This window comes from Stenotrophomonas sp. SKA14 (genome assembly GCF_000158575.1).
GTDB classification, from domain to species: domain Bacteria; phylum Pseudomonadota; class Gammaproteobacteria; order Xanthomonadales; family Xanthomonadaceae; genus Stenotrophomonas; species Stenotrophomonas forensis.
Window position 1 is genome coordinate 2879055 of record NZ_DS999412.1, and the last position, 19062, is coordinate 2898116.

Consider the following 19062-nt stretch of genomic DNA (forward strand, 5'->3'; position numbering starts at 1 on the left):
GCCGGAGCCTCGGTGGACTCACTTCTCCTGCAGGAACGTCAGCAGGTCCTGGTTGACGCGATCCTTGTGCGTGTCGGTCAGGCCATGCGGCGCGCCCGGGTACACGATCAGCCGGGCGTTCTTGATCAGCTTTGCCGACTGGCGGCCGGAGATGTCGATCGGCACGATCTGGTCGTCATCGCCGTGGATGACCAGCGTCGGCACATCAAACTTCTTCAGGTCGGCGCGGAAATCGGTGGCCGAGAACGCTGCGATCGAATCGTAGGTGTTCTTGTGGCCGCCCTGCATGCCCTGTGCCCACCACGCATCGATCAAGCCCTGGGACACCTTCGCGCCCGGGCGGTTGAAGCCGTAGAACGGGCCTGACGGGATGTCCCTGTACAGCTGCGCGCGGTTGTCCATCTGCGCCTTGCGGATGCCGTCGAACACTTCAATCGACAGGCCGTTGGGGTTGTCGGCGGTCTTCAGCATGAATGGCGGCACCGAGCTGATCAGCACCGCCTTCTTCACCCGGCCGGTGCCATGGCGGCCGATGTAGCGCGCCACTTCGCCGCCGCCGGTAGAGAAGCCCACCAACGTCACGTCATGCAGGTCGAGCGTGTTGATCACCGTGGACAGGTCATCGGCGTAGTGATCCATGTCGTTGCCTTCCCACGGCTGGCTGGAGCGGCCGTGGCCACGACGGTCATGCGCGATGACGCGGTAGCCGTGGTTGGCCAGGAAGATCATCTGCGATTCCCAGCTGTCCGAGTTCAACGGCCAGCCGTGGCTGAAGGTCACCACCGGGCCGTCCTTCGGGCCCCAGTCCTTGTAGTAGAGCTGCACGCCATCGGCGGTGGTGATGTAGCTGGCAGTACGCGCGACGCTGGTAATGGCCGCAGGCTTGGCCGGTTCGGCGGCCTGCGCGGACAGGCCGGCCTGGACCGAGAGGGCGAGGGTGGCAACGGCCAGGGTGCGGGCGAAGGTGTTCATGCGGGAACTCTCATGGGTGGGTGGTTAGGCGTACTTTGCGCCCGCAATCAGGCGCCTGGGTGATGCAATGTCCGGATTTCTTGATAGATCGTCTTGCATGGATGTGCGGACCCGAGGCGCTGCCAATCGCGCGTTGACAAGGTAGAACGTTCGTTCTACCTTGCAGCCATGCACAAGACCGGCACCGACACCGCGCAGAAGATCCTGGCCACCGCCGAGGCGCTGATCTACCAGAACGGAATCCATGCCACCGGCATGGACCTGCTGGTGAAGACCTCAGGTGTGGCACGCAAGAGCATCTACCGGCACTTTGAAAACAAGGACCAGGTGGCCGCTGCGGCATTGAACGCGCGCGACGTGCGCTGGCTGGACTGGTTCCGGCAGGCGTGCGACAAGGCCGACAGCCCCGAAGCGCGCATCCTCGGCATGTTCACCGTGCTCAAGGGCTGGTTCGAGTCCGAGGGCTATCGCGGCTGCGCCTTCATCAATACCGCGGGCGAGGTGGGCGACCCCGACGATCCGATTCGCCACATCGCAAAACACCACAAGCAGAAGCTGCTGGATTACACGCTGGAACTCACCACGCAGCTGGATATCGAGCAGCCGGACACACTGGCGCGGCAGCTGCTGGTTCTCATGGAAGGCGCCATCACCGTCTCGCGCGTGATGGGCGACTACAACGCGGCAGACACCGCCAGGGATGTTGCAAAGGTGTTGCTGGAGCAGGCCAGGCGCTGACGCCTGAGCCATCAAAAACTGTCGAAGCACCCCGTTCATCCACTTGATTGGAGGCCCCGCCGTGTCCACTGAAGCACCCCGTCCGCCGCTACCGCCGTTCACCCTTGAATCGGCCATCGAGAAGGTTCGTCTTGCCGAGGATGGTTGGAACTCCCGCGATGCCGACAAGGTCGCGCTGGGCTATTCGCTCGACACCCGCTGGCGCAACCGTGCCGAGTTCACCCATGGCCGCGAGGAAGCGCGGCAGTTCCTGGCCCGCAAATGGAAGAAGGAACTGGACTACCGTTTGATCAAGGAACTGTGGGCCTTCAGCGGCAACCGAATCGCCGTACGCTACGCCTATGAATGGCATGACGACTCCGGCAATTGGTTCCGTTCCTACGGAAACGAGAACTGGGAATTCGGAGCGGATGGGTTGATGGAGCATCGGTTCTCGAGCATCAACGACATGCCGATCAAGGAGAGCGAGCGCAAGTTCCATTGGCCGCTGGGGCGTCGCCCGGATGATCACCCGGGGCTGTCTGATCTGGGCATGTGAGCACGGCTGGCCGACATTCGCTTCACCCTCCATTGCGTAACCTGCACGCCACAGCACGTCATGCCTCACGGTGAGGCATGACGTGCATCGAGGCTGGAATCGAGTGCGTTCACTCGCAGAACAGGAGGCAGGACGCGACCGTGAGAGCAGTTCCCATCATCATCGCAGCAGCACTGGCCGCGCCCTCGCTTGATGCGCGCGCGGCCAGCGAAGACCGCAACACAGCGCCTCATTTCGATCTCGGTGGCGCCGTTCGATTCAACTATGGCTGGCTCGATTACGGGCCCACCAGCCGCCTGCAGCTGGAACTGCTTCGCGCCGACCTCGATGCCGGCAGTGGGCCTTTCTCCTTCTCCGCGCAGTACCGCTGGTACGACGGCTTCGATGCAGTCCATCATGCCTACGCGGGCTGGCAGTTCACCGACGCCACGCAGCTGAAGGCCGGCAACCAGCAGGTGCCGTTCGGGCTGCTGCCCACGGTCTCGCAGAGTTTCTGGTTCGGGTCCGGCTACTACCTGGGCATCGAGGACGACTACGACCCCGGCGTTGTGGTGGTCCACCAGGCCGGCAAGACTACCTGGCACCTCGGCTGGTTCTCGGGTGACGAGTACGGAACGGGGGCACGCTACGACCGCTATTCCTTCGATGTGGCACAGACCGATGCGTTGCCGTATCGCGAACGGCAGCGGTTCAATGTGCGCGTCGAGCAAACGCGCGACTGGGCCGGCGGCGAACTGCTGGTTGGCGCATCGGCCTTCGCGGGCAAGGTGCAGAACACACGCAGTCGTCGCCATCACGACCACCAGGCCGCCGCCGTGCATGCGCAGTGGAAGCGCGATGGTTGGACCACCCAGCTGCAATGGGCACGCTACCGCTACAACGTGCCCGGCGAACGCATCGCGCTGTCGGCGTTCCAGGCCCCGTTTGAAATCGCGGCCGAGGCCGATGTGCCCAGTGCCAACGTTGCCTATTCCTTTGGCCAGCGCGGCTGGCTGGACGATGTGACCTGCTACAACAACCTCAGCATGACGCGCCCGGTGGGGCACAGCAGCGGGGTGCGCGACTCCTGGCAGAACGTCACCGGTTGCAGCCTGCAGAAGGGCGTGATGCTCACCTATGTCGACTGGATTGCCGGCCGCAACATGTGGTTTGCCGGCGGCGATGGCATCGGCATCAACAACGGCGGCCCGTCGCGCTGGCATTCGCGGCTGAACCTCAATATCGGGTTCTATTTCTGAAAGGTGCCGCGCCGGCGCAGCCGGCGCCACAGTAGAGTTGAGCCATGCTCGACTACGGCATGCCACATCGCACCCCATCAGGAACCTCGCCCGCGAGCATCAGCAACACCCGATCCATCAGGACAGGCTCGGGCACGCCCGCCAGTATCTGCTCCAGATAATCCACGGGTTCCAGCTGCCATTGAAGCAGTGCACGCAACGGCAGAACCGCAGGCGCCCGCTGATTCGCATCAAGTGAGACCTGCAACAGCACATGCTGCGGCCGCTTCTCCAGCCACAGCACGGGCACGCCCCTGCAGTGAATCTGGAAGGAGGCATCTTCATGCCGTTCCACGAACTGGAAGCCGTGCCCTGGCCGAACCTCCACGAACCGGATCGCTTGCCGGCGCAGCTGTGAGAAGCGATCGTTGGAGATGCGCTGGAAGGCGATAGGCGAGGGGGCGGGTGGCTCCAACCACTACGCCTGTGCCGCAATCACGGCCCCAACGCACAGGGCCGTGGCCGCCCAACTGCACCAGGCCACTCAACCCTCCGGGCGCACTCGCGTGCTGGCGTGCGCGGTGAGTCCCAGCCCGGCCATGATCAACCCCTCCATGATGCGCGGGCCGACGTCCTGCTCCAGTTCGCCGTCCTCGCGGGCGCGCTGCGCGGCCAGCAGGATCTCCATCACCACGCGAAGGCCGGCCAGCGAGCAGTCGGTGTCGGCAAGGGCAGTGCGTCCGCCCGGCATCAGGTGGCGCTCTGGCCAGGGCTGGCCATCGGACGTGGCGCCCGAACCGATGCTGTGCAGCAGGGCAACGAGGGTGTTGCGATCCAGTACGGGGCCGTTCGCGGGCTCTTCCTGGATCGATTGCGGGGCAGGGGAGTAGCGCTTGGTCATGGCAGGGCTCCTTGCGGGCAGGCAGAAGCCGCCACCGATAGAGGTGGCGGACGGTGCGAGGTTCGAAACCCGGTGTGCAATCAGACCGGCGGGCGCAAGGCCCCCACGCACCGCCCGCCATAACCGGCCGACGGATTGCCAGTCGGCACCGCGCAAGGTGGTGCCGACTGGCAAGCGCTTTTTACGATTGCACAACCGGGGTTTCGAAGCCCGGCCACCTGTTCAAGGTGGCACAGCAATGAATACGCCCGGTTGTGCGCGATGCCAATGCAGTAAGGCCGATCCCGTCACCACATTCAACATTTTCAGAATCGTTGTATATGGCGCAACGCGACTGAAGCCTTGGGCTGCAAGGCTATCGGCGGCATGCGTGACACAGGTCTGTTTTCTGTTGTCGCTCGGTTGGCGGCGGCAAGGGCAGGGCGGATGCGACAAGCTCATGCTTTGCATGTAGATGCCTCTGGCCGTGTCAGTGGCCGCCGCGCGCGCGTGACGCGTCACGTTAATTGGGTTGAGTCCTGCTACATGCGGCGCCACATGTCACTATTCTTGGTGCTGTGCCTTGCAGGTTTGGGAGCAATTATCTGGTGGTCGAATGGATGCCGCTTCTGATAGGCGGAGCATTGGTGGGCGTATGTGCCGTAGCGGTACACCTGTCACCGGTACTGCCAGCTGCGGTGAAGGACTCACCATGGCTGGCCTATGCGCTGACAATGCTTGTTTATGTCTCGATCTCGTCAGTCTGGCTCGGATCTGAGCGTGCCAAGGCGATCACCACCGGCGGAAGCAGTTACACCGTGAGTGTGACGGTTGATGGCAAGGCGCAGGGAGGCGTGAGCCTGGTTGGCAGGCTGGGTGATAGCTACGTGCTGTGGGATCCGGCGCAGAGGCTCGCGGCGCTTGTACCTGTGGACGATGTGGGGAGGCTGGAGATTGGACGGAAAGCGGCTTCGCCTGCAAAGGCAGTTCAGTCGCGATAAGCGTGCGCTGGCAAGTGCAGGGCAAGTGGCCTGAGAGCGAAAACGGAAACTAGCTCGCGCCTATGCACCGCATCCTATGAATTGGACGGACTGACGCCAACGGTAGGCATTCCGATGGGAGAATTCGCTGACTGGCTCCGCGACGATGTCACAAGATGCCTGCGACCTGACCGGCTCTACACGAAAGATTCGAACTCGCGACTAGCTCATCTAGCGTCATTACGCTGTCAACTGGTCATCGTTCAATTGGACATGGCACCCAGAGCCGACACTCGTCACAACGGCGCCGACCAAATGGACACTCTGTCAAGGAGGAGCGGGCATGGACGAAAGAGCACTCAAGGCGGCGATCGCTCGCATCTCAATTGCTTTGGGGGCACTGGCGGGCTTTAGTGAGTGCGCGCAAGGGCAGGTAATGGAAGAGTTTGTCTACGACGGCCTTGGAAGGCTCATCAGTGTCGTTCCTGCTGATGGACGGCAGTACAAGTTTGAGTACGACAAGGCTGGGAACTGGACAGCCACAGGTCCCGCGACAGGGACTGGACCCAAGCCCGATCCGCCGACGCCCGTGGACCCAACTCCAAAGCTGTTTGAACGAACGATTACGGTCCCTGCATCTAATGGTCAACTAATCTCGCTTCGACGACTTGCAGAGTATGCGGGCTACAGCGGAAGGCAGCCGGCGCGTATCGTCTTCGAGGTCATTCCTGGTGTGAGCATCCTTGGAATTCGCGGCAATGCCGCGATTGATTCCGGAGCATGGCCCACTGATAAGTATGCAACCTCGGTAACACTGAAGGTCGCCGGCGTCGTGCAAGGGCACGGCGGTACTGGGGGGACAAGCGGCACCGATGGGCAGCCCGGCGGCGACGCAGTGATTGCTCGTCTACCGATGCGCGTCGAGGTGCTTCCGGGCGGCGCACTGATGGGCGGCGGCGGCGGCGGCGGCGGTGGGGCACCATCCCCGCGCCTGAGCGTCATCATCGGCCCCCGTCCGGGTGGAGGTGGAGGTGGAGGGTATCCAGACGGCCTTGGGGGAGCAGGATCAACGGTACAGCCAGGGCCACAGCCCGGCCTTCCCGGAAACATGGGTGGTGAAGGCGGTCTAGGCATGCCCAATCTGACGGGGCAAGGCGGTAAAGGTGGCGCCGCAGGCAAGCGAGGTGAGCCCGGGCGCCCGAGCTACCACGGGAGCGTTCCGGCCAACGAGGCCCCAAAGCCAGGAGAAGGCGGTGAGGGTGGACGGGCTATTCGCACCAACGGTCATTATGTCGAGCTCGTCGATCTGGGCGGGGCGATCGTCGGACTCAAGGAATGACACAATGAAACCCAGGATGCATGCAGGGAACTTCCGACCCACGGCCAACCAGTTGCCTAAGCCGCACTTGGCGAGTCGCGCCCGCGTGTTGGCACGATTGATGGCTGTAACTCTGGCTCCGTTTCTCGCAGGAGCCGCGCAAGCTCAGGACATCGGGATCGGTGAGTCGCACTCGCCGCCGCTGGATCAAACTCGAAATGCCAATGGCGTGGATCCGTACAGCGGACTCTTCACTCTTCAGAGCACTGACCTTTCTGTTGGCACCGGCGAATTCCCTTCACGAATTGACCTGACACGGATTCAGTCCGGTGATAAGGCTGGCGTTGCCTTCAACATTGATGGGCGAGTGATATGCAACTGCGGCCAATACACGGTACATCACGGACGCCCACCCTTCAATTTCCATCCAAGCAACTGGCCCGTCATCGACGTCGTGCTTCTGGGAAGCACATACCAGTTCGAAAGGTCATCCGGCAAGATCGTCAACAAAAGACTGGATGGTGCTACGCTCGAGCAGGATGCTGACGACAGGCGCTTCACTTTCAGAAGCCGCGAAGGAGTCGTTGCATACTTTGATTTCGTTACGAGCATGACCTGCGGTTACATCAGCGCAGGAGGAGTCACATCCGCCTCGATGGCATCCTGTGTGCAGCTGCGCTATCTGGAAATGCCCAACGGCGAGTCTTTGTCTTATCGCTACATCACTCGCCCAAGCGCGAACTATCAGGAATTCCCAGTTGCGCTTGTGTCTGAGGTCGTAAACAGCAGAGGATATGGCGTTCGCTTCTCCTATGAAGACCTTCACGACCCCCAGGTTGTGACGTCGGCGTCTGCCTTCAGGTCAAGCTGTGTTGAGCACGACACGGTCCTTTGCACAACCGGCGACCTTGCAACCGTCAGCTACATTTATGATCGCTGGAGTCCAAACGGACTGCCGCCCTATAGCGGGCGACTTCGAAAATTCGTCGACGCCAATGGTGCAGTAACCAGCTATGCGTATGACATCAACAGCAGGCATGTCGCTACCGAGCGGCGCGCCGGCGCCACCGCTGACGCATTCACCAACGTGTTTGACAACTTCGGCAAGGTCCTATCCCAGGCAGACGGGGCAGGAAAGATCACCCGATTCGAATACAGCGAGAGGATTAATAAAAACACGTTCGATACAAAGGTTACCGACCCTGTCGGCAACGTCACGCGCTACTTCTTCATGCGCGAGAATCCATACCCGATAGCCATCGAGGATGGCAATGGGGCACGGACCGAGTACACCTATGACTACAGGGGCTATCGACTCACCTCGATCAAGAATCCTGAAGGTGACAGCATCGAGAACAAGCTTGATGATCGTGGCAACATCCTCGAGCGTCGGCATAAGGCAAAGCCAGCCTCAGGCCTCCCAGACATCGTCGAAACAGCACTTTACCCTACATGCACATCAAGCAATTTTCGATTCTGCAATAGACCTGTATCCGCCAAGAACTCGCGCGGCGGCGTGCAAGTCACGCGTCACGATGCGGAACACGGCGGGGCAGCAATTCGCTTTGACGCCATCCGGGCAGATGGAAGGCGTGCAGCTACCAGGACGAGATATGCGTCATTCTCGCCGGCCGATGGCTCTTCCGCGCCATCATTGCCGGGTGCTGCTGACATTCCGCAACGTGACGTGATTCTGCCCGTCGGCCAAGACGCATGCCTTGCGAGGAGCCCCCCGGGGCAGTTCGAATTCATCTGTTCTGATGAGAACCTCATTCGAGTCGACTACCACTACATGCCGTCGACGGCAGGCTCCCGAAGCAGCCACGAGTTGAAGGAGGTGGTACGTGATCCGAATGGCGCCGCAGAGGCGACTCGGTACTACTATGATCGTGTGGGAAACATCACTGCTGTGGAGGGCGCGCGCGCCGGGGATCTAACGATACAGGTCCCTGATCGCATGCGCCGTATTGTGTCGTCAACCGGGCCGTCAGCCGAAGGGGTCTCGCAGCGCGCTCAATCCACTTACGATTCAGAAGGACGTCAAACTGCGATCTCGTACAGCTTCCAAGGCGGTTGGCTGAGCGAGACGGTGGAGTATGACGCGCGCGGGTTGCAGGTGCAAAGCACTGGGATTGATGCGGCATCCACGCGATTTGACTACGACGACGCGGGTAGAAACATCGGAACGCGAAAACGCGTAGATGGCATCGAACGAATTTCCAGAATGACGCTGGATGGCGTCGGCCGCGTGCTTTCCGTCCGCAACGGGGTGGGTACATCGTTGGAGCAGAAGACTCTGGAGATCCAGTACTCGCCCAATGGCCACCCGATTCTTCAGGTCGATGCGGAAGGGAACTACACGGCGCTGTGCTATGACGGGTTTGACCGACTGAGGGAGCGTCGATACCTCGGAAAATATTATGCCTCTGCACGATCCTGCAGCGTCGAAATGGAGGGCTTTCCTCGGGAGGCCTACGCGTACAACGGAAAGGGTGACATCGCCAGCATCACTCTGCGCGATGGTAAGAAAATCGGCTATACGTTCGACGCTGATGGCAGGTTGCTGAGAAAGGATGTTCCGGAAGCTGATCGCAGTGTTACCTACACATACGACCTGCTTGGTAGGCGATTGTCTGCTGAACTGCCCGGGGCAAACAGCGCACTTTCAATCTATTGGACGTATGACAAGCTCGGGCGCCTCAGCAGCAGCACAGGTCCATTTGGCCGCTCTGTCGGCTACGGCTACGGCCCAGGCCAGAGCTGGTCCGAAGTGCGCTGGCCCGATGGCTCGGGGGTGCGCTACAACTTCGATCAGCTTGGCCGGGTCAGCGGCATCGATGAAGCTGCCGGCGCCAATTTGGCGCGCTTTACCTACGATGAGATCTCCCGCCGTACCGGCGCCACGTTTGCCAGGAACGGAACTCGGACGGAAGTTGAGTACAAGGCCGATCAGCGCCTTTCCCTGCTCATGCATGATCTCGTGGGTGAAGATCAGGATATTGGTTTTGGCTATGCGTTCAATGAGGACGGACAGCTCAGAAGCCGTGCTGTGACGCAGCCACGATTCGCGATGGCGCCGATCTTGAGGGGCAAGGTCGAGTGGGCTGCCCGTGAGCTGAATCAGTACCGTTCTTGGAAGAGTGAGAACTCGAGCTGGCAGGACCTGCAGCACGATGCTGCAGGTAATCTACAGGCAGATAGCGTCGGAAATCCTAGCCGTTCATTTACCTATGATGCGGAGGGGCGGCTTGTGGCGGCCGGAGATTCGCGCCTCGACTATGACGCAATCGGGCGTCTCGCACGCCTTACAAAAGGAGGAGTGTCACGACAATTCCTATACAACGACTGGGAGTTGATAGGGGAGTTCGACGAATCCAATGGCAGCATGCTGCAGAAGATCGTGTTCGGGCCAAAGGGTGACGAGCCCATCGTGCTCTATGAAGGTGGACAGCGCTCATGGCTGTATGCCGATGAGCGTGGCTCCATCGTCGCGCGCGCGGGAGAAGATGGTCGACTTCAGGCAACTGCAAGATATGATCCCTGGGGACAGCAGGTGGGGGAGGGGATAGGCCGACTGGGGTACACGGGGCAACTGTGGCTGCCGGAAGTTGGCCTGCTCCATCTGCGTTCAAGAATGTACTCGCCTGCACTGGGGCGATTCATTCAACCTGACCAGGTCGGCACCGCTGGCGGGATGAACCTCTACGCCTATGCCAATAACGACCCCATTAATCTGTTCGATCCACTTGGGTTCAGCGGACAGCCCTCGGTTACGACGTTCCCCGGCATGGTGGTCAAGCCGCCGCCAACCTTGCCGGCACAGAACGGGGGACTCGATTTCGGAGGAATCAACAACACCCTCATAGACAAGATCCAGTTCGCCCTGGACATCGGGGGGCTGGTTCCCGTGTATGGGGAGCCTCTGGATCTGGTCAATGCAGGCATCTACCTGGGTCGTGGCCAGTACACGAACGCAGTCTTGTCTGCGATCGCGGTGGTGCCGGTCATTGGAAGTGGCGCGACGGTCGTAAAGTTTGGCAAGAAGACGCTAGGCAACCCCTTCAAGGGAAAGACACCCGCTCAGATCGACGCGATGTTCAGGGCCAAGGGATTCAGTGCACGCGGCCCAGACCCGGTGGGAGGGAAGGGCGGGTATGTCAACCCCTCTACCGGGCGCTCATATCACATCGACCCCGAAGTGCAGGTTTTCAGGGCCGGAACGGAAATGCCACATGTGGATGTCAACCGAGCGAAGGGCTATGACGGTATGCTTGAGAAGAAGAAGTACCCGCTAGGAGACGAACTTCATGTCAAGCCCTGAACATCTGTTGACCTTCGAGATGAACAAGGAAGGCGATGAGCTGACCGTGCACATGAATCAGCAGGGCCTGGCCCTCCTTCAGTTGGTGCTTGCGCGGCTCCAGAACGGCTCTTCGCCGATGCCGAGGCACACCCACCTGATGACGGACGACTGGGGCGGGGATGAGTTGTCCAGTCAACCGCAATCCACGGATGGCACGCTTTTCAACAAGGTTGACTTGCGGCTTTGGAGTTAGCCATGCCAAGTCCCCACACTGAGCGCGATTCAACACGCATAGGCCGGATATGGGCGGAACTAAGCCAGGCAGGAATGAACTCTGCCCGTGTGGAAGCGGCAAGAAGTTCAAGCACTGCCACGGCGGCACCAATGGCAACTACGAAGAGATGATCTCGCGAGGCGCCGAGGAAGCCAAGCGCAAGGCTGAGATCAATTGGATACAGCAGCAGCGACAGCAAGGCCTGGGTGGCCCAATCATCATCACCCAGACAGCCGATAAGCGGATCACGGCCGCCGGTAGGTACCAATTCGCCGTCAGCCGACCGCCGCTGGACGTTGTGGGTATCTTTAGATCGTGCCCAACACTAGGCGCTTGATTTAGTTGCGAAATGGCTGGGAGCGGTCGACGCACACACTCAGCCCGCCTGTTAGAGACATGATTCAGAGAAAAAGCACAGTGCAAGGACACGATCCTGCAAACACCGTAGGCGTCACTAGCCTAAGCTGACCTCATCAGGTGGTCCGAACCCATCCGCGGGCTGCTGCGCCCTATAGTCCATAGACTATAAAACACCTTTCAGATCAATGCGTTGCGATTGCGCAGCGTGTCTCTGCGTGCTAATTCTGCGAGGCCGCGCTTTGCGGAGACCTTTGATCGGCGGAGAAAACAGCCATGGCCTGACGCAAATGGATGCCTTCGGCTAGAACGACGAAAGGCCAGGGCTGCAACCCTGACCTCTCTGGACAACCGGATAATCCGCCGATTGGGGCTAGCCTTTCATGCCTCTCTACTTGTGTCAATAGTGGGGCGGGCATCTTTTGCCTCGGGTCCTGAGGACCCAAGTATGAACTCTCCAATGAGAGCCTCGCGACCTGTTAGAGACCTGGTTGTGAAATCGGGTGAGTTGGTTATGTGCAACTCGAGACTGTGCCGCATCGTGAGTTGCACAGGGCCTGACAAGATTCACATCCAAATAGAAGGGACTTCAGAGTACCAATGGGTAGGCGTCGGCGATCTTTCCTCGTACAGCCAGCACGCCACTGAAAAGAAGATTCGGCACGTCGCCAGTACGGACGCTGCTCAGGAGGCAGTAGCTTGGCAATGGGCTCAAGCGCTTGGAGCAGCACTGAGGGCGCGCGGCGCCAAGTTGTCGAAAAGCACGTGCGATGAACTCGCCGGGAAGTTCGGTGTCTCGGCGAAGACTGTCAGACGTCGCTGGAGGCTGTACTGCCACAACCCGCTACCTGCATCTCAGTTGCCGAGCCTGCCCGGTCCATCGCCGAAGACCAGGCTTCTGCCACCCCTCGTGGAGAGCTTGATCGCCGCCGCGATCGACGAGATCTATCTGGTGCGTGAGGCAAGCTCAGTTGCAGCTGTCGTTCGAAGGTGTGCACAGCTCTCGCGGGATGCGGGTGTAGCAGCCCCCAGCTACGCGGCGGTCAAGGCGCGTGTCCGAGCACGAGATCCAATGCAACTGGCTGTGAAGCGCCTTGGGAGCCATGAAGCTCGTGCAAAGCAGGCTCCATCGATCCGAGGCTTGGACACGTCATCCCCCCTTGAGGTCGTCCAAATTGATCACGCAGTCGTCGACTTGATGGTGGTTAGTCCACTGACACGGCAGGTTATCGGGCGGCCGTGGATCACGCTCGCTATCGACGTCTTCACTCGTTGCGTTGTTGGCTACTACATGAGCTTTGATCCGCCCGACCAGACTTCAGTTGCGCTGACACTTGAGCACAGCTGCCTGCCGAAAGAGCGGTGGCTTGAATCCATTGGGCTAGATGGCAAGCTCAAGTACTCAATCTTCGGAAAGATGGCTCGAATCGCGTGGGACAACGCGAAGACATTCAAAACAAAGGCGCTGCTCGCGCAATGCGAGCGCTACGGAATTGAGGTCCGTCCCAGGCCAGTCCGCAGGCCTCACTACGGCGCCTATATCGAACGCTACATCGGCACGATGATGGGCGCGGTGCATCTCCTGCCTGGGACAACTTTCTCCAACTCAAAGCAACGAGGTGACTATCCATCGGAGAAGAAGGCGGTACTGACCATCGCGGAACTTGAGCAGTGGCTCGCGCTCCAGATCGCGGGCGTATATCACAACTCTCCGCACAGTGGGCTGGGCGGAAGGACTCCATTGCAGGTGTGGGATCAGTCGTGGTCTAGCGAGCAAGGCTCCACCCGCTTTCCCCCTATGATCGGCAACCCTCGCGACTTCACACTAGGCTTCTTGCCGGCCGCCGACAGAAGAATAGGTCGGGCAGGAATTCAGCTGCACTCGCTTCACTACTGGGATCCCGCCCTTTCACCATTCATCAATGATGGTATTGAACATCGAGTGCACTATAGCCAGCGCGACCTCAGCAAGGTGTTCTTGTATGCAGCTGGCGACTACATCGATGTCCCACTGCTAGATCGTTCTAGGAACCCATTTTCGCTCTGGGAACTTCGCGACATCCGAGCTCATATGAAGGAGCAAGGCAGGAAGGCTGCTTCGGAGAGCGAACTGTTTGATGCACTTGAGCGTCAAAGGGAAATCCTGCACCAAGCTGCGACCAGCTCAAAGAAAGCTCGCCGTAAGCTGGCCAGGTTGCCGCCGGCAGTACCCAAGGCGGTCAGAGAAGAGGTCGATTATGCAGAGCCCGCTCTACCAATTCCTTCCAGTGAGGGCCTGGTGGAATGAACCTGCCTGAAGATATTGGTCGCGCCCATCCTCATCTGGAGGGCGATCTTCCGTTCGTGCTGAGTTCCCACTCAGTAAGGATTTTGAAGGCTTTGAGCCAGCTTCGCGTGGGCGAGTACCGACGCAGCCGGCCTGTGTGCCTTCACATTGCAGCAGCTGCCGGCAGCGGGAAGAGTCGGCTCCTCAACCACTACATGTCCCAAGTCTCTGCCGTTCGGGAAGCGACGGGGTCGCGTTACAGAGAGGCGATCTTGATCGAGGCACCTTATGACGGCAACTGCATGAAGATGTGCCGGTCCATCATCAATGCGTGTTTGCCCGGGTTTCCCATCCGCAAAACCCAGAACATACACGAGCAGGTCGCTGACGTGTTGCAGGCATCGGGGGTAAAGCAGCTTCTGATTGACGAGGCTGGACATATTCTCAACGCAGGAAAATCTGGCCAGCAATACACTCTTGCACTCATCAAATCCATCTGCAATCTGGGCATCACGGTATGCATCGCAACAACAAGGAACATGGTCAATGCGCTGGCTGCAGACGAGCAACTGGCATCTCGGTTCAAAAGGGTTGAGCTTCCCGTTTGGTCAGAATCCAACGAGTTCCGTCAGTTCCTGGCCGGCATTGAAGTCGAGCTGAAGCTTCCTGAGCGTTCCCACCTGGACAGCAAGACCATGATCCGCTGGCTGGCGGCCCATGACTGCTGCGTTACCTTCAGATTGTTAGAGGTTGTCCTCGGCGCAGCCCGTCTTGCCAATTCTCGCGGAGAAGGGCACATCTCAGTCGAGTTGCTCGACGAATTCTGGAAATCCGGGTTCGGTGTCGAGGAGAGATCCCATGAGGATTGAGGATCTTCCCGCAGCCGCAGAGCCCTGCATGGGCGAGAGTGTGTACTCGTGGTTAGACGCTACCAGACTACAGCTTGGTCTTGAGGAAGCTGAGTGGAGGCAATGGTGTGAGTTCGAAGCAAAAGAGCCAGAACGCCGAATCGGTGGCGCTGAATGGGGCCGACTTCCGCCTGAGCTGGGGCGAATTGAGCGCGTCCCAGCCTCATGGCGTATTGCAGCTGAGTGGAGGTCGGTAGGGTGCGCTATGTGTACTGCGCCGACCCAAAGCGGTGCTCGGTATCCGGTTCTAGTTGATTGGTTGGATGCCAGAGCTATCGCGTGCTCCCGACATCGGCTGTTGCTCAGCTACGCGCCCTACCGGGATGCAATGCCCCTCGATGCCAACGAAGAGCTGTTGTCCCTCTGGCAGTGGCTCGAGGAGTGGCGTCATGGCCGGGTGAACGGGCAAGATGCCAGGCTTCGGAGAGACCTCGTTCTAGCGTCCGCTCGCAACTGGGGACCTGGCTTTGGCGGGATTGCAAGCGCCGAGCTGGCTTGGTCAATCGAGGGGGCCGGGTGGGCACTCCCTAAACCGCACAGAACATACCAGCCGCTAGGCCCAGCAAGGGTGGGGCGCCTTACACCCAATGACAGGGCGGCAGCATTATTGGGTGCGTACAGGGCGTGGACGGCACTTGCCGCCGCTTCAGCCCAAAACCTGCCCAAGTGGCCTCTCGCCGCTTGGGAGTGGCTCGCGCGGCGGTGGCGTCATGGCGACCGACGCTTAGAGGCAATGCTCGTGGGAATCATGATCGCGAGTCGGGGCGGGTGGCGGCGTTGAACGGGATGGGCCCGCAGAGACTTGCCTGAATAGGCCAATGGTGCGTGCAATCTCTAACGCCTTGACCATCATAAGAGCCATCCTTGAGCGCACGGTTGCGAGGCGCTATGAGTGCTGCCTTGGACGCCGGCGCCGTTAGAGATTGCACGCGCCCGCCCCTGGGACTACCTTGCGGCCCGCGAGCTGGGCGATCCATGAAGTGCCCCCTATGGCGGGAACTGGTGGCCAGGCCGGTTCCGGACAACAGAACTGCCCAAACTAGGAAGCTGCTTCCATTGATGTTGTTCCGGCTCGCCCCCAAAAGTCCCAGCGCTGTTGGGCGATTCATTATTCGCCGCCTTCCCATCGCAGCGGTGGCGCTGCTGTTCTCCAGCCCGATGTGCTGCAGACCGTTCCAGTCCGCTGAGATCCGCGCTATTGGTCGCCTTTGCTGAGGCGCCGTCAGCGCCCGTACGCCTGGTTGGGTGTGGCGGAGTCCTGTGGAGCGGTCTAAGGCAGCCGGGTGGCGGTCCTGCAGGCAGAGGAGGATGCGGGGGTTACAAATGGGCTGGGAAGGGGTGGATGCTAGTGCGAACGATTTGCATTTGGTATTATTTAACGCGAAATTAACGCCGCCGCAGCTGCCGCCTAGGGCGCACTTCCTACCGTAGGCCCACAAATGAACAAGATCGCCACTACTTCCCGCGCCCCGAAGCGCTCTCTGTTGTCCGTGTCCATGGCCCTGATGCTGGCCGTCCCGCTGGCCGGTCACGCTGAAGCACCACCCTCGCCAGAAGTCCCCGATGGCAGCGCCACCACACTCGATGCGGTGCGGGTCAACGCTTATCGCACAACTACCCACACTTCCGGCGCAACCAAGACCGACACGCCGGTTGCGGAGATGGCCAAGTCGGTCTCCGTCATTGCCCGCGAGGAGCTTGATGCCCGCGGTGTGCAGAACCTCAACGAGGCGATGCGCTACGTAGCTGGTGTTGTCCTGGAGAGCGGCGGCATCGACAACCGTGTCGACGACTTCCGTATCCGTGGCTTCGATGCCGGCAGCTGGAGCAACAATGTCACCATCGATGGCATGCGTGCGCCACAGGGCGGTCAGTGGAACCGCACCATGGTGGACAGCTGGAACCTGGACCGGGTCGAGGTTTTGAAAGGTCCCTCGGCCGTCATGTATGGACAGGTGGCTCCGGGTGGCATGGTCAACCAGGTCAGCAAGACCCCAACACCCGATCAGCAGCAGGTGCTGCAATTGGGTCTGGATGGAAACGGTCAGTACAGCAGCGCGTTCGACCTGGGCGCGGCATCGGACGACAAGCGTCACCTCGGGCGCCTGGTAGGCCTGTATCGCGACGGTGACACCCAGATCAAGCACACCCAGCAGCAGCACTGGTTCCTGGCCCCCAGCTATACCTTCCAGATGGCCGAGCGCACGCGACTGACGGTGCTGGGTCTCTATCAGCGCGACGACGGCGGCTCGACCTATCAGTTCCTGCCGATGGATGGCACGCTCAAAGCCACCCCCTATGGGCGCATGAAGAACACGACCTTCATTGGCGAACCGAACTGGAATACCTACGACCGAACCATCTGGACGGCCGGCTGGCTGTTCGAACATGCCTTCAATGAGAACTGGACCCTGAGCCAGGGTGCCCGCCGGACCAACGTGGAATCGACCTTCCGCACCGTGGTGACCAATGGTGGCCTGAATCCGGATGGGCGCACCCAGAAGCGACGTGCCACCTGGGGCGAAGGGGACTCTCAGGGCGACACCATCGATACACGCATTACCGGCAAGTTCCAGACCGGCTCGGTTGAACACACGCTGCTGGTGGGCGTGGACTGGCAGAAGGCCGATTGGGATGCAGCACGCGGTGCGATGCGTGATCCGGCGCCGATCGACATCTTCAATCCGGTCTACACCGGCTACGTTCCGGTGACCAACAGCATCAGCTACTCGGGAGGCGTAAACCGCCAGACGGGTGCCTACCTGCAGGATCAGATCGCGCTGGACAAGTGGCGCTTCACCGTAGGTGGCCGTTACGACTGGACAAAGGACGACACCTGGACACAGTCGTACACCGTGGCGACAGATCGCTATGGCGCACGCGCGCCGAGCCACATCAAGAACGAGGCGTTCAGCGGCAACGCGGGCATCCTGTTCGTGGCTGACAATGGCCTGACGCCATATCTGAGCTACGCCGAGTCGTTCCAGCCGGCAGGCAGCACAGCTACACAGTCCTTCGACCGGACCCCGTTCGACCCGATCACCGGCAAGCAGTGGGAAGTGGGCGTGAAGTATCAGCCGTCTGGATTCGATGGCCTGATCACGCTTTCGGCCTACGATCTGCGCCAGCAGAACATCCTCACCAACGACCCTGATCCCAGCCACAACACCTGCGGCACGACGGGGTCCAGCCAGTGCCAGGTGCAGGATGGCGAGGGCCGCGTGCGTGGCGTGGAACTGGAAGGCCGCATCACCCCCCTCGATGGCTTCAGCGTGATCGGTGCCGCATCGTGGATGGACTCGGAAGTCACCAAGAGCAACAACGGCTACCAGGGCAAGCAGCTGGCGATGGTTCCGGACTGGACCGCTGCGCTGTGGGGTGACTACACCTTCCAGGGCGGGGCACTCGCAGGTCTGAGCGTTGCCGCAGGCGTCCGCTACAACGGCGAAAGCTACGGGGACAGCGCCAACGTCTACCTGATTCCGTCCTACACGATGTGGGATGCAGCTATCCGTTATGACGTCGGTGCGATCGGGAGTGTGGGCACGCAGTTCGCACTGAACGTCAGCAACCTGACCGACAAGCGATTCGTGACCACGTGCAGCGGTGTCTCGTCATGCTTCTTCGGCACGGGACGCACCGTCACGGCTACTGCCCGGTTCACCTGGTAACCCTTCCGCCCCGTGACAGGCCAGCCAGGTCACGGGGCTTTCCTATGAGACTTCCAGAATGTCAGTCGTGATGGCGGTGCTGGCCTCAGCCACGGGTGTGCTTGGGGCATGGCTGTTCTATCTTGCGTCGCCGAAACAGCAGTGGCGGCGCGCCGGACCCTGGCCTGTCCGTGGAAAATGGATTCCCGGCAGCACCTCGTCGCTGGTCTCGCTGGCCATGTTCCTGTCCTTGATGGGAAGCGGTGCGGCGTTCTTCACCTGGTTGACGATTCTGATGCTGGTCTGGTCGGTCGCGCCCTTCCTGGGCGTCTGGCGCGCTCGACAGCGTGGAGGTGCCCATGGCCGGCCCTGACAAGCTGCAGAGCCGGCACTGGTTCGGGAAGACGTGTGCCGGAGTACTGCTGGGCTTCGGGCTCTCCCTGGCCTTGTCCGGCCTGTTCGCGTGGTTCGGGCCCGGCGGCATCGATGGCGGGGGCGGCAAGGCCCAGTTCAACATGTGGCTGGTCGCGCTGCTGTGGGCCCCGATCCTGTCATTTGTTTTCCTTTTTCGTAGCAGCGCAAGCGCCTGGCTATGGCTCGGTGCTGCCAACGTGGTTGCCTTTGGCGCGCTATGGCTAGCACGCAGCCATCTGGGCTGACT

General features: G+C 60.6%; 16 protein-coding genes. 13 read left to right on the forward strand and 3 right to left on the reverse strand.

The window, feature by feature from the left end:
* Window positions 1-18: 18 nt before the first annotated feature.
* Window positions 19-972 (reverse strand): alpha/beta hydrolase, encoded by a 954-nt coding sequence (locus SSKA14_RS13015; RefSeq protein WP_008264453.1) that lies wholly within the window; start codon window positions 970-972, stop codon window positions 19-21.
* A gap of 168 nt (window positions 973-1140) precedes the next feature.
* Between SSKA14_RS13015 and SSKA14_RS13020 the strand changes: the two genes are divergently transcribed.
* The 3 genes from SSKA14_RS13020 to SSKA14_RS13030 all read left to right on the forward strand — a co-directional run bounded on the left by SSKA14_RS13020 (window position 1141) and on the right by SSKA14_RS13030 (window position 3486).
* Window positions 1141-1710 carry a TetR family transcriptional regulator gene (locus tag SSKA14_RS13020; RefSeq protein WP_008267522.1) on the forward strand — a complete coding sequence of 190 codons (570 nt, stop codon included), beginning with the start codon at window positions 1141-1143 and terminating at the stop codon, window positions 1708-1710.
* A 61-nt stretch (window positions 1711-1771) separates the two neighbouring features.
* Window positions 1772-2248: a nuclear transport factor 2 family protein gene (locus SSKA14_RS13025; protein WP_008265320.1), complete on the forward strand. Its 477-nt coding sequence runs from the start codon at window positions 1772-1774 to the stop codon at window positions 2246-2248.
* A 140-nt stretch (window positions 2249-2388) separates the two neighbouring features.
* Window positions 2389-3486 (forward strand): hypothetical protein, encoded by a 1098-nt coding sequence (locus SSKA14_RS13030; RefSeq protein ID WP_008267483.1) that lies wholly within the window; start codon window positions 2389-2391, stop codon window positions 3484-3486.
* Between the two features lie 52 nt (window positions 3487-3538).
* Here SSKA14_RS13030 and SSKA14_RS24150 read toward each other — a convergent pair whose 3' ends face one another.
* Together SSKA14_RS24150 and SSKA14_RS13040 are read right to left on the reverse strand one after the other, a co-directional pair.
* Window positions 3539-3940, reverse strand: coding sequence for a hypothetical protein (locus SSKA14_RS24150; protein WP_232281396.1), 402 nt, complete (start codon window positions 3938-3940; stop codon window positions 3539-3541).
* A gap of 69 nt (window positions 3941-4009) precedes the next feature.
* Window positions 4010-4366, reverse strand: a complete 357-nt coding sequence (locus SSKA14_RS13040; protein ID WP_008265327.1) for a hypothetical protein — start codon at window positions 4364-4366, stop codon at window positions 4010-4012.
* 587 nt (window positions 4367-4953) lie between these two features.
* Between SSKA14_RS13040 and SSKA14_RS13045 the strand changes: the two genes are divergently transcribed.
* From SSKA14_RS13045 to SSKA14_RS13090, 10 genes are all read left to right on the forward strand, one after another.
* Window positions 4954-5346: a hypothetical protein gene (locus SSKA14_RS13045; protein ID WP_232281397.1), complete on the forward strand. Its 393-nt coding sequence runs from the start codon at window positions 4954-4956 to the stop codon at window positions 5344-5346.
* 322 nt (window positions 5347-5668) lie between these two features.
* A complete protein-coding gene (locus SSKA14_RS24280) occupies window positions 5669-6664 on the forward strand; it encodes an RHS repeat domain-containing protein (RefSeq protein ID WP_083797354.1) in 996 nt (331 codons plus the stop codon).
* 4 nt (window positions 6665-6668) lie between these two features.
* The gene (locus SSKA14_RS13055; protein WP_040007708.1) at window positions 6669-10964 is read left to right on the forward strand and encodes an RHS repeat-associated core domain-containing protein; all 4296 of its coding nucleotides are present in this window, start codon (window positions 6669-6671) and stop codon (window positions 10962-10964) included.
* Complete coding sequence (locus SSKA14_RS13060) at window positions 10951-11199, forward strand: Imm32 family immunity protein (protein WP_157635942.1); 249 nt, start codon at window positions 10951-10953, stop codon at window positions 11197-11199. The genes SSKA14_RS13055 and SSKA14_RS13060 overlap by 14 nt, the downstream gene beginning before the upstream one ends.
* 49 nt (window positions 11200-11248) lie before the next feature.
* Complete coding sequence (locus SSKA14_RS23990; protein WP_087944934.1) at window positions 11249-11557, forward strand: SEC-C metal-binding domain-containing protein; 309 nt, start codon at window positions 11249-11251, stop codon at window positions 11555-11557.
* Between the two features lie 939 nt (window positions 11558-12496).
* The gene (locus SSKA14_RS23425) at window positions 12497-13864 is read left to right on the forward strand and encodes a Mu transposase C-terminal domain-containing protein (protein ID WP_198283608.1); all 1368 of its coding nucleotides are present in this window, start codon (window positions 12497-12499) and stop codon (window positions 13862-13864) included.
* Window positions 13861-14712 (forward strand): TniB family NTP-binding protein, encoded by an 852-nt coding sequence (locus SSKA14_RS13075; protein WP_083797360.1) that lies wholly within the window; start codon window positions 13861-13863, stop codon window positions 14710-14712. The genes SSKA14_RS23425 and SSKA14_RS13075 overlap by 4 nt, the downstream gene beginning before the upstream one ends.
* Before the next feature lie 1478 nt (window positions 14713-16190).
* A complete protein-coding gene (locus tag SSKA14_RS13080) occupies window positions 16191-18422 on the forward strand; it encodes a TonB-dependent siderophore receptor (protein ID WP_157635943.1) in 2232 nt (743 codons plus the stop codon).
* A 58-nt stretch (window positions 18423-18480) separates the two neighbouring features.
* Window positions 18481-18774: a hypothetical protein gene (locus SSKA14_RS13085; RefSeq protein WP_040007712.1), complete on the forward strand. Its 294-nt coding sequence runs from the start codon at window positions 18481-18483 to the stop codon at window positions 18772-18774.
* A complete protein-coding gene (locus SSKA14_RS13090; RefSeq protein ID WP_040007713.1) occupies window positions 18761-19060 on the forward strand; it encodes a hypothetical protein in 300 nt (99 codons plus the stop codon). Before SSKA14_RS13085 ends, SSKA14_RS13090 begins: the two co-directional genes overlap by 14 nt.
* The last annotated feature ends 2 nt before the right edge of the window (window positions 19061-19062 follow it).